Genomic DNA, 11992 nt, shown 5'->3' with positions numbered 1-11992 from the left:
TCCCGTGCACGCCTGCGCACGACGCAGGGCGCGACCTCCGTGAGGAGGACGCGCCCTGGCCGTGCCGCTGTGCGGGATCAGCGGACAGTCATCGTGGTGCTCCCGCTCGCCTTGCTCAGGCGGGCGTTGCCGCCGTACGACACCGTGATATTGCGATCACCGGGGCGGAACGCGACGACGCGAATCCTCAGCGTCGTCGACGCTGTCCGGCCCGAGAGACGGACCTTGGCGATCGTCGTGCCGTCGAGCTTGACCGTCATCACGCCCCGGGGGCGGACGTGCGAGGTGCCGCGCACCCGCACCGTGACGTACGCGGACCGGCGGACCCGTGCGTCGGGCGCCGAGACGCTCACGCGTGCCTTGGCACGCACGACCTTGAGGGTCGTGCGGGTCGAGGCCTTGGCGACGGTCGTCGAGCCCGAGTAGCGCACCGTGAGGCGAACCTTGCGGACCTTCGCGGAGACGGAACGGGGCAGCACCACCTTGGCGGTTCCCTTGACGACGCGGGCCGAGGCAATCTTGCGGTTGCCCTGGTAGACGAGGACGCGGCCCGTCGTCTTGCCCGCGGCTGCGCGCACCTTGACCTTGAGCGTTGCGCGCTCCCCCGTGCGGACCGTCGTTCCGGAGACCGCGAGCTTGGCCTTCGCCCGGGTGACGACGAGGCGGCCCTTGGCGGAGCGCGACGGCGCCGCCGTCTTTGTCCCCGCGAAGTGCGCGACGACCGACGTCCGTCCAACGCGTGCCACCGCGCTCGTCGAGAGCTTCACCCTCGCGACGCCCTTGGCGACCTTCGCCGTTCCGAGCACGCGCGTCCCTGCACGCAGGGTGACGGTTCCGCCGTCAGCCTTGCCCGCCGTCCTCACGGCCACGGTCCACACCGCACGCGAGCCGAGGGTCGTCGTCAGCGTCGTCGGCGACAGGCGCGTCGTCGACGGCTTGGCGGCCGGCGTCGTCGGAGCCGGGGTGGTCGGCTCGCCCGTCGCGGGCGGCGTCGTCGGCTCACCCGTCGCGGGCGGCGTCGTCGGCTCACCCGTCGCGGGCGGCGTCGTCGGAGCCGGCGTGGTCGGCTCCTCCGTCGCGGGCGGTGTCGTCGGCTCGGTCGCCTTGCTCGTCTCGACGAGGAGCGCAACGGTCCGTGCAGGGATCGTCACCGTGCCCGACTTCGCGTCGAACGTCGTCGCCTTGACGACTGCGTCGGAGCCGTTGGCCTGGATCGGCGAGAGCATGAACGCACGTCCCTTGAGCCCTGCCACGCTCGTCGTGATCGGTGCGGGCGACGCGTTGAACGCGACGAGCGCGCCGTCGAGCGCAGGGTCGGCATCCGAACCGACCGTGTCGTCGACCTGCATGAGGAGCAGGCCAGGCACGGAGTCGGCACCCGATCCGGGGAACGTCACCTTCTGCTTGATGAGGTCTGCCGAGCCGAGACGCAGCAGGCTCGTCGAGTACCGCATGCGCAAGAGGTCGAGCGCCTGCGCGTGTGCTGCCGCGATGTCAGCTGCCGCCGGCTTGAGCGCAGGGTCGGCGAGGAGAGGGGCCATGAGCGACCACTTCTCGCCGTTCTTCTCCTCCGGCGGGAGGCCCACACCGAAGTTGTTGCTCTGACCGGTCCAGTCGACCGCGTTGAAGTGGTCACCGGAGTTGTAGCTGTCACGGTCGAGGGACTTGGACCGCAGCAGGTCCGTTCCCGCGTGCCAGAACGTCGGCGTCTGGGAGAGCGTCGTCGTCGCGAGCGACAGCGTGTTCATCCGCACGCGGTCGGCCATCGCCGTGTCCTTCGGCAGCTTGAGCGCGAGGATGTCGAAGAGCGTCTCGTTGTCATGGGCATCGACGTACGTGACGACCTCGTCCGGTTGGCTCGCATAGCCTGCGGGAGCTCCGCGGTAGTCGATCTCGTCCCCGCGCTGCGCGGAACCGGCCGACGTCGTGAACGTGTAGTCGGCGAGGTTGCCCGCGAGGCCCAGGCGCACGAGGTCCGTCTGGTGACGCAGGTCGGCGATCTCGTCGGCGGCTCCGGTGTTCGTGCCGCCGTCACCGCGCTTGGCGCCGTTCGGGTCGGTGGCCAGTCCGGTCCCGAAGCCCTGGACGAAGGTCGAGCCCCCGTCGACAGGCGACCCGCCGTGGACGGCGTCCCGCAGGCGGTCGGAGAACGTCCCGATGCCCGTGCCGTCCAGCTGCCCCTGCGTGGCCTGCTCGAAGCGCGCGTTGTTCGCGACCTCGCCGAAGTTCCATCCCTCTCCGTAGAGGTAGATCGCCGAACCGTCGACGCCGTCCTTCGCGAGCGTCAGCTCATCGAGCCCAGCACGCACCGCAAGCATGTTCGCCTTGGAGTGGTGTCCCATGAGGTCGAAGCGGAAGCCATCGATCTTGTACTCCCGCGCCCACGTGACGACCGAGTCGACCATGAGCTTCTGGGCGAACGCGTTCTCGGTCGCGACGTTCGAGCAGCAGGTCGAGTTCTCGACCCCACCCGTCGCCGAGAGCCGCTGGTAGTAACCGGGCACGACGCGGTCGAGGACCGACTTCGGGTCCTGGCCCGAGGCCGCCGTGTGGTTGTAGACGACGTCCTGGACGACCTGGAGGCCGTTCTTGTGCAGCGCACCGACCATCGTGCGGTACTCAGCGACACGCTTGCCGCCGTCCTGGTTGCCGACGGTCGCGTACGAGCCTTCGGGTGCCGTCCAGTGCATGGGGTCGTAGCCCCAGTTGAAGCCGTCCTCGTCCTTGATGGCCGTGACTGCTTCCTGCTGGTCCTCGGCCGCGGGGCCGAATGCCGTGAGGTCACCCGTCGTCTTCTGCGCTGCGCGCTCCTCCTCGATCGTCGCGATGTCGAACGACGGCAGGAGGTGCACCGTGTTGAGGCCGGCGTCAGCGAGCTTGCGCAGGTGCTTGACGCCGTTGCCCTCGCCTGCGAAGGCCAGGTAGGTGCCGCGATGCGCCTCGGGGACCGACGGGTCGGTCATCGAGAAGTCACGGATGTGCAGCTCGTAGATCGAACGGTCGACAGGACGCGCGATCGCTGGCGCGGCCTGGGTCTCCCACGCGGCCGGCCGGTAGGCCGGGTCCGTGAGGTCGACGAGGACCGAGTGCGTCGAGTTGAGCGTGAGCGCAACCGAGTACGGGTCGGTGACGAGGTTGTGCTCGACCGTGCCGGTCGCGGGCACGTACACCTCGACGTCGTAGCGGAACGCCGCGTTCTTCCACGCCGCAGCTCCCTGCGTGACCCAGGTGCCGTCGGCCTGGCGGACCGCGGCAACCTCAGTCATGGGACCGTCGGCCACGCCATCGCCCTCGAGCCACACCTGCGTCGTCACCGAGCGCGCGGTCGGAGCCCACAGCGCGAGGGTCGGGACGTTGCCCGCCCATGTGACGCCGAGGTCGCGGTCGAGCCCGGCCGCGTAGACGTCGTCGAGGACGCCGGCGAGCTGGACGCTCGTTGCGTACGTCACCTCGCCAGCCTTCTCGGCGGAGACGAGGAGCTGGCCCTTGAGGGCCGCCTCGACCTCGGCACGGTCGAGACCTGCGGGGAGCTCGAGAGCCGCGTAGGTCGCGAGGTGCGGGTAGGCGGTGCGCAGAGCCGCGGGCAGCCCCGAGCTCAGCGCGGTCAGCGCGTAGGACTGGGTGCCGACGGGTGTCGTCACTCCAGTCTTCGCATAGGTGATGGACCCGATCGCGGACGACCACAGGGTCCACGTCGCGTCCGCGGCCGCTGAGGCGGGGACCGCGAGCGTGCGCTCGTCGAGCCAGTAAGCGCGCGCACCGTCACCCGCGACCGAGTCATCGGCTGCTGCCGTGAACTCCTTCGAGGTGAGATCGAGGCGGAAGTTCATCGTTGCGTAGTCCTTCGGGACGGTGAAGCTGAGATCGCTGCCCGGGTAGGCCTCGGCCCAGCCGAGATCGAGCGCGGCCTTGGCAGAATACGACCCCTTCTTCAGGCGGTTGGTCTGCAGGACGTAGACGCGGCCGTCGCGGTCCCAGTTCTGGAGCCATGAGCCGAGGCACGACGGGTCCCAGACTCCGGCGCATCCGAGCTGGTCCTGGACGGTTCCTGCGACGACGGCAAACCGGCTCGGTCCACCCTCGTAGATCGCGTCGACGAAGTGCGAGACATCGTCGTACACGAAGGTCACGTCGGTCGAGTCAGCGAGCGTGAACGTGATGTTGGGTCCGTCGTGAAGACGGTTGGCTCCGTAGTTCTCACTCCATGAGCCGTCGATCACGACCTTGTACTCGTACGTGCCCGCCGGGAGCGTGAACGTCCCGGAGTACACCGAACCGACCTGCGTCGTGAGGACCGCGTCGGTGCAGTCGGCTACCCAGTCGCTCGCGCAGCCCATCGCGGCGTTGACGGATCCAGCGATGCTCACCGTGACGTCACGCAGCGGCTCGGGGCCCTCCTGCGGCGGAGCGCCCGTCTCGATCATGATGGCGTTGGTCGCCGGATCGAACGTGACGATCGCAGCCGGGTGCTCGGCGGTGATCTCGAATGTGAGGTTCCCGCCGCTCGGGGTCCCGTAGGCCGCGTCCCAGCTCAGCCCCTCGACGATCTTCAGCTCGTACCCACCCGGGGTCAGGCCCTCGAGGACGTAGCGGTAGGTGCCGTCGTCACGCAGCGAAAGCTGACCAAGGAGGCACGCGTCCGACCAGTCAGCAGCGCAGCCGAGCTGCGCCTGGAAGTCACCCGCGACCGTGAGGACCTTGCCCTCAGCGGTGTTCGTGCCGAGCTTGGTCACGGGGTCGAAGTAGAACGTCACCGGGCCACCCGCGTGGGTGTACGCGTAGTTCTTCTGACCGCTCTGCACCCCTCCGGGACCGTAGTCCTTGCCCCAGTCGGTTCCGTAGGCGAACTTGTAGTCGTACGTGCCCGCGGGAATGTCGAAGGTGCCCTCGTAGGTGCCGTCCGACTGCTTCGTCAGCGCCATCGACTCACATCCCACGGTCCAGTCGGCGCAGCCGCCGATCTCGGTTCCGTGCGAGCCGGGGATCGTCAGACGTGAGGCGGTGTCGCTTGCCGCGTCGAAGCCAGGTCCGTGGTCGTCGCCGACGACCGCAGTCGTCGTTGCCTGGGTGAGGTTGCCTGCGGCGTCCCGCACGACCGCGCGGAGCTCGAGGAGCGCACCGACCGCGTAGCCGTCGGTGTCGAGGAAGACGCGCGGGGTCGTCGTGTCGTCGGTGCCGAGGAGCGTCCACTCGTCGGCGCCCACGAGGCGGGTCCAGAACGTCGTCTCCGCGTAACGCTCGCTTCCGAGGTCGACGGAGATCGCGTTGAGTGAGCGCGTGTCGGGTGGCGTGTTCGCGGCGACCGCGCCATCGAGGCGCAGCCCTGTGCCGGCTGCGAGCGACAGCGTGGGCGTGATCGCGTCGGAGTCCGCCACCAGGTTGGAGTCCGTCGCGAGGACGACTGCGGACAGCGCGGGCACGGTGAGGCTCACGGTGCCGTCGGACGCCGACGTCACCGAGCCGGTCGTGCCGTAGAGGCCTGCGAACTCAGCGCCCGGCGTGAGCGCCGTGAACGTCGCCGACTTCTCGCTCGTCGCGTTGTTCACTGCGACGAGGTACTCGTGCATGTCGGGTGCGGCCGTGTCGACGCGTGAGAACGCGTAGATGCCAGCCTCCGAGTCGGCGAACTGCTCGATCTGAGCGCCCGAGGATAGGGCCGGGTGCGCGGAGCGGAGCGTCGCCAGCTCGGCAATGCGCGTGTAGAGCGCCGTGTCGGTCCCGAACCGGTCGACCGAGCCGGCCGTCGTGCCGTCGAGGAGCTTTTGCTCCGTGAACTCGTCCACCTGGGACGCAAAGAGCGACTGCCGCGCGCTCTTGTCCTTGCCGTCACCGCCCGAGCCGACGAAGCCTTGCTCGTCGCCGTAGTAGACGACGGGCTGGCCGCGCGTGAGGTACATGAGCGAGTGTGCGAGCTCGGAGCGCTTCTCGGGAGTGCTCTCGCTCATGATGTAGTTGCCGATGCGGCCCATGTCGTGGTTGCCGAGGAAGGTCGGCAGGGAGTGGGCGTTCTTCGTCGCGGTCGTGTAGTAGTCGTCGCCCGCGAAGAGTGTTGTGAGGTTCGAGGCCTTGCCGCCCTGGGCCCACACGGCCGCCGCGTCCTGGAACGTGAAGTCGAGGACGGAGTCCATGTCGGAGTCGCGCAGGTACGGCGAGAGCTTGACCGGGTCCGCGTCATAGACCTCGCCGAACATGAAGAAGTCAGGGTTGTCGGCTGCGGTCGCCGCCTTGATCGCGGTCGTCCACTTCTCCCAGAACGAGAAGTCGACGTGCTTGGCCGTGTCGATGCGGAAGCCGTCGATTCCGGAGGTCGCCCAGTGCTCATAGATGTCGATGAACTCGTCGACGACTGCCTGCTTCTTCGTGTCGAGGTCGTCGAGACCGTCGAAGTCCCCGAGGATCGCCGACTCGCCCTGCCACGTCGAGTTGCCCCGGTTGTTGTAGAGCGCCGTGTCGTTGAGCGCCGCGGGGACCTTGACGTCCTCGAGGCCGACGGGGATGAACGGCGTGTAGGGGTCCTCGCCCACGGGGCGGTAGGTGTACACGCCCTCCTCGTAGTCGATGACGTCTGCGGTGTGGTTGACGATGATGTCGAAGTACACCTTGATACCGCGGGCGTGCGCGTCAGCGATGAGCGCGTCGAGCTCCGCGTTGGTCCCGAGGTGCGGGTCGATCTGCGTGAAGTCGGTGATCCAGTAGCCGTGGTAGCCCGCCGACTGGTCGGCGCCCGTGCCCTGGACGGCGCGGTTCTTGAACGACGGCGTCAGCCAGATCGCAGTCGACCCGAGGCCTTCGATGTAGTCGAGGTTGTCGCGCAGGCCCGTGAGGTCGCCGCCGTGGTAGTAGCCCTTGTCCGTCGGGTCGAAGCCGGAGACGCTCCGGTCGTTCTCGTCGCCGTCGGGGATGAGGCCGCCCGTGTCGTTGCCCGGGTCGCCGTTGGCGAAGCGGTCGGTGAGGACGAAGTAGAACTGCTCGTCCGATCCCGCTTGGCGCACGGGGCGCGGCGCGTCGGCCGCCGTCGGGGCAGCGACGGGGTCGGTCGGCGTGATGCTCACGCGGCCGGTCCCGGTGTCGAAGGAGAACGTGAGCTCGGCGGCGCCGTCGGTGGTGAGCCGGATGTTCGCGGCATCCGGACCGGTCGACCCTGCGCGACCCCACGCCTGGTTGTCGGTCCAGGTGTCGCCGTTGAGCACCTTGAACTCATGCTCGCCCTTGGGCAGGGTGGCGGTGGCCGTCCAGAGCGCCGAGTCCCCCACTTGCGTGAGGGCGCTGTCGTCACAGGCAGGGAGCCACGCGTCGGCGCAGCCGAACGCGGTCTGCAGGCTCCCGACGAGGCGGTAGCCCGCTGCGTCATCGGCGCCGAAAGCTGGTGCTGCTGCGATCGTCACGAGCCCGGTGGCGGTCAGGGCGAGCGTGGTGAGCGCCGCGCTCGCACGACGTATCGCGTGCCTGGGCGTCCGATGTTGCATCTCACGACTCCTTCGTCGGCCCGACCACTGTGTCGGGCACTCTCGCGGCAGAGGCTAACGCTTACTGAAACTTGCTGCAAGAGGACGAAAAACACCGACATCATGGGACGATAGGAGCGCTTCCACGACGGAGGAAACGGGCAGAAGCGGCCGTGTTCTTGCGACGTGCGTCACACCCACGACGCCCGCACATGACACTGCCCCGCCGACCAGACGTCGGCGGGGCAGTGAGGGGTGGAGTCAGACGAGGCCGAGCTCGGCGACGGCGTCCCGCTCCTCGAGAAGTTCAGCGACCGACGCATCGATCCGTCCGCGGGACAGCTCGGAGATCTCGAGCCCGTCGACGACCTCCCACTGCCCTCCCGACGACGTCACCGGGAACGACGAGACGATTCCCTCAGGCACGCCGTAGTGCGAGCCGTCCGACATGATGCCCGCGCTCGTCCACGCACCCTCGGGCGTGCCGAGCACCCAGTCGTGCACGTGCTCGATCGCCGCGTTGGCAGCCGACGCCGCCGACGAGGCGCCCCGCGCCTCAATGATCGTGGCCCCACGCTTGGCGACCTTCGGGACGAAGTCCCCGAGGTACCAGTCCGCGTCCGCCGCGAACTCCGCACCAGAGCGCCCCGCGACGTCCGCGTGGAAGATGTCCGGGTACTGCGTCGCCGAGTGGTTACCCCAGATCGTCACGTTGCGGACCGCCCCGACGGGCACGCCGCCGCGAGCGGCAAGCTGCGAGAGCGCGCGGTTGTGGTCGAGACGGGTCATCGCCGTGAACCTGCTCGCTGGCACGTCAGGCGCGTGCTTGGAGGCGATGAGCGCGTTCGTGTTCGCCGGGTTGCCGACAACGAGGACGCGGATGTCGTCGGCCGCACCGGCATTGATCGCCGCGCCCTGCGGCGCGAAGATCCCACCGTTGGCCGAGAGCAGGTCGCCGCGCTCCATGCCCTTCGAGCGCGGCCGCGCCCCCACGAGCAGCCCCACATTGGTGCCGTCGAACGCCGCCGTGACGTCGTCGGTCACGTCGATCGAGGACAGCAGGGGGAACGCGCAGTCGTCGAGCTCCATCGCCGTACCCTCGGCAGCCCGCACCCCCGCGGGGATCTCGAGCAGCCGCAGCCGCACGGGAGTGTCCGCCCCGAGCATCTGCCCGGACGCGATCCGAAAGAGAAGCGCGTAGCCAATCTGGCCCGCCGCCCCCGTCACGGTCACTGTCACTGGTGTCGCAGTCATCGTCCCAACTCCTTTGTCGTCAACTTCCTGCGTCCTACTCCTATCCTCCGCCACCAGCGGCGACGTAGCACAGGACCATCGTGCACGACGGCCCGCCGGGACGAATCCAGGCGGGCCGTCGATCGTGTGGCGGGCCTCCTCAGCCGAGACGCGCCGCGAGGTTCTCGTCGAGCGCCGCGAGGAAGTCCTCGGTCGTCAGCCACGCCTGGTCCGCACCGACAAGAAGCGCGAGGTCCTTCGTCATCTTGCCGGACTCAACCGTCGCGATGACGACGTCCTCGAGCGTCTGCGCGAAGTTCACGACCTCGGGCGTGCCGTCGATCTTGCCGCGGTGCATGAGGCCTCGCGTCCACGCGAAGATCGAGGCGATCGGGTTCGTCGACGTCGGCTTGCCCTGCTGGTGCTGGCGGTAGTGACGCGTCACCGTGCCGTGCGCCGCCTCGGCCTCGACGGTCTTGCCGTCGGGCGTCATGAGGACCGACGTCATGAGGCCCAGCGAGCCGAAGCCCTGCGCGACCGTGTCCGACTGGACGTCGCCGTCGTAGTTCTTGCACGCCCAGACGTAACCGCCCTCCCACTTCATGGCCGAGGCGACCATGTCGTCGATGAGGCGGTGCTCGTACGTGAGCCCGGCAGCGTCAAACTGCTCCTTGAACTCCGCGTCGAAGACCTCCTGGAAGAGGTCCTTGAACTGTCCGTCGTACGCCTTGAGGATCGTGTTCTTCGTCGAGAGGTACACGGGGTACTGGCGCTGGAGGCCGTACGCGAAGGACGCGCGCGCGAAGTCCTTGATGGACTCGTTGAAGTTGTACATGCCCATGGCGACGCCACCGTCGTCGCCGTAGGTGACGACCGTCTGCTTGATCTCCTCGGAGCCGTCGGCCGGCGTGTACGTGAGCGTGAGCGTGCCAGCGCCCGGAACCTTGAAGTTCGTCGCCTTGTACTGGTCGCCGTGCGCGTGACGGCCGATGATGATCGGCTTGTTCCAGCCCGGCACGAGGCGCGGGATGTTCGAGATGATGATCGGCTCGCGGAAGACGACGCCGCCGAGGATGTTACGGATCGTGCCGTTGGGCGAGACCCACATCTTCTTGAGGCCGAACTCCTCGACGCGCGCCTCGTCAGGCGTGATCGTCGCGCACTTGACGCCGACGTTGTACTGCTTGATCGCGTTCGCAGCGTCGATCGTCACCTGGTCGTCGGTCGCGTCGCGGTTCTCGATCGACAGGTCGTAGTACTTGAGGTCGATGTCGAGGTACGGGTGGATGAGGCGGTCCTTGATGAACTGCCAGATGATGCGAGTCATCTCGTCACCGTCAAGCTCGACGACCGGGTTGACGACCTTGATCTTGCCCATGCGCGCATCGCTCCTGTGCTGTGTGAGGGGTGTCCGTCCGCCAGAATACCGGATTTCTTGACGTCAAGATAGTTCCGCACACGTGACGTCCTGCTCGTCCGCGACCGCCCGGAGTGGCACACTCAGGGATCGTCCAGCACGTGACGGCAGGATCGTCACGACACACCTCCAACGCTCGGACCCTCCGGCGGCGCACGGTCGCCGGCCACCACGTGACAGACAGGATCACCATGTCGCAGCTCGACGCGTCCGCGTCCGACTCCTTCGACGACCTCCTCCTTCTCGAGGCCGCCCCCGCTCAGCCCCCGCTCCTCCTGCGCGCAGGAGCCGAGGCCTTCGGCACGTTCGTCTTCGTCCTGCTCGGCGTGGGTGCCGCCATCTACACAGGCGTCATCGGCGGCGACGTCCTCGCCACGAGCCTCGCCTTCGGCCTGGGTGCGGCCGCCGCGCTCGCGGTCATCGCCAACGTCTCGGGCGGTCACATCAACCCGGCGGTGACGCTCGGCGCTGCGGTCGCCGGTCGCCTGCGGTGGCTCGACGTCCCCGTCTACTGGCTCGCCCAGGTCCTCGGCAGCGTGCTCGCGGCTGTGGTCCTCCGCGCCACCATCCCCGCGACCTTCCCGGCCGCGCTCAACCCGGCGTTCACCGCGCGCGACGTCATGGCACGAGGCGCGAACGGGTTTGGGGAGGCCGCGCTCCTCGGCCAGCTGTCGCAGGGCCAGGTCACGGTCTCGGTGACCGCTGCGCTCATCATCGAGATCGTCCTCACGATGATCCTCGTCGCAGTCGTCCTCGCGGTGACGAGCCGCACAGCCGCGCGCAGCCTCGCCCCCCTGTGGGTCGGTATCACGATGGCCGCGGCCATCCTCGTCGCGATGCCCTTCACAGGCGGCTCGGTCAACCCGGCACGTTCCCTCGGCGTCGCGTTCCTCGCCAACGACACTGCGTTGTCGCAGGTGTGGGTCTTCGTCGTCGGCCCGCTCGCGGGCGCCCTGCTCGCTGGGCTCGTCGCGCGGATCATCGCGCTCGGCACGGCACCCCTCGCGCTTGAGGCAGTCCCGTACGCGGACGAGACCGTCGAGGTCGTCGAGATCTCCGAGGGTGGCGAGCTCGTCGCGTCGGCTGACTCCACGGACGCGGGCACGGACGAGGTCGAGGTCGAGCAGGACGGCACGACCACGCGCGACTGAGGTGGGCAACGCACGAGGCCCGTGGTTCCCGGCAGCGCCGGGAACCACGGGCCTTCGTCGTCGGGCTGTGCCGCGCGGCTGTGGGGGCCGTCGGGCTGTACCGCACGGCCGTGGTGCCCGGGCAGGTTCCGACACAGGTCCGGGCGAGCAGGACCGTCGGACGCCGGACCGTCCGACGCGGGGTCAGTCGAGCGGGGCCGTGAGCGCGAGCGCGACGAGCGCGAGCGCGGCACCACAGTAGAAGGTGGCGTCGAGCCAGCGGCTACGGACCTCGAGCCCCGCGACGGGGGTGCGGACGATGAGGCGCACCGCTCCCGCGAGCCCGGACTGCGCGGCGAGGGCGCACGCGGCCACGCGCGGCCCCGACACGACCGCAAGGACGCAGACGACGGCCAGCAGGCCCGCGTTCACCCAGATCCACACGTTGCGGCGCGGGGCGATCGCGCGAGCGGCCTGCTCGGCATCGTCGAAGTGGGCGGGGACGACGGCTTCGTCGACGAGCGGCTCAGGGGCCAACCCCGTCTGCTCTGCGGGGTTCGCGGCGTCGCGCGCTCCGGGGTCGGGCGCGTCGATCGTGTCCGACGGTTCCGAGGAGGCGTCGGAGGCGGGGACATCCTGTCCGCGAGCTCGGCCGAAGCCCATCCGTCCTCCTCACCCCGCCGCGGCACCGCACCGCGACCCTCAGAGCCTACCGGCGGCCCGACCGCGCGCGGCACCACGGGCGCTGACGCACGTCGCGCTGTGAC

The 11992-nt window shown here is 69.0% G+C and carries 5 protein-coding genes; 1 reads left to right on the top strand and 4 read right to left on the bottom strand.

Annotated elements, in window-relative coordinates:
- Positions 1-77 precede the first annotated feature (77 nt).
- The 3 genes from pulA to ACTVCO_RS03385 form a co-directional block, all read right to left on the bottom strand.
- Complete coding sequence (gene pulA, locus ACTVCO_RS03395; protein WP_443726967.1) at positions 78-7466, bottom strand: pullulanase-type alpha-1,6-glucosidase; 7389 nt, start codon at positions 7464-7466, stop codon at positions 78-80.
- Between the two features lie 240 nt (positions 7467-7706).
- Complete coding sequence (locus ACTVCO_RS03390) at positions 7707-8699, bottom strand: malate dehydrogenase (RefSeq protein ID WP_443726966.1); 993 nt, start codon at positions 8697-8699, stop codon at positions 7707-7709.
- A gap of 139 nt (positions 8700-8838) precedes the next feature.
- On the bottom strand, positions 8839-10056 hold the full coding sequence (locus tag ACTVCO_RS03385; protein ID WP_443726965.1) for an NADP-dependent isocitrate dehydrogenase: 1218 nt from the start codon (positions 10054-10056) through the stop codon (positions 8839-8841).
- Positions 10057-10286: 230 nt separating this feature from the next.
- Between ACTVCO_RS03385 and ACTVCO_RS03380 the strand changes: the two genes are divergently transcribed.
- Positions 10287-11246 (top strand): MIP/aquaporin family protein, encoded by a 960-nt coding sequence (locus ACTVCO_RS03380; RefSeq protein WP_443726964.1) that lies wholly within the window; start codon positions 10287-10289, stop codon positions 11244-11246.
- Positions 11247-11429: 183 nt separating this feature from the next.
- Here ACTVCO_RS03380 and ACTVCO_RS03375 read toward each other — a convergent pair whose 3' ends face one another.
- Positions 11430-11888, bottom strand: a complete 459-nt coding sequence (locus ACTVCO_RS03375) for a DUF3017 domain-containing protein (RefSeq protein WP_443726963.1) — start codon at positions 11886-11888, stop codon at positions 11430-11432.
- Between the last annotated feature and the right edge of the window lie 104 nt (positions 11889-11992).

The sequence above is a fragment of the Sanguibacter sp. A247 genome (genome assembly GCF_052324925.1).
GTDB lineage: Bacteria > Actinomycetota > Actinomycetes > Actinomycetales > Cellulomonadaceae > Flavimobilis.
The sequence above is the reverse complement of the archived record's forward strand: the minus strand, read 5'-3'. Positions and strand labels throughout refer to the sequence as shown.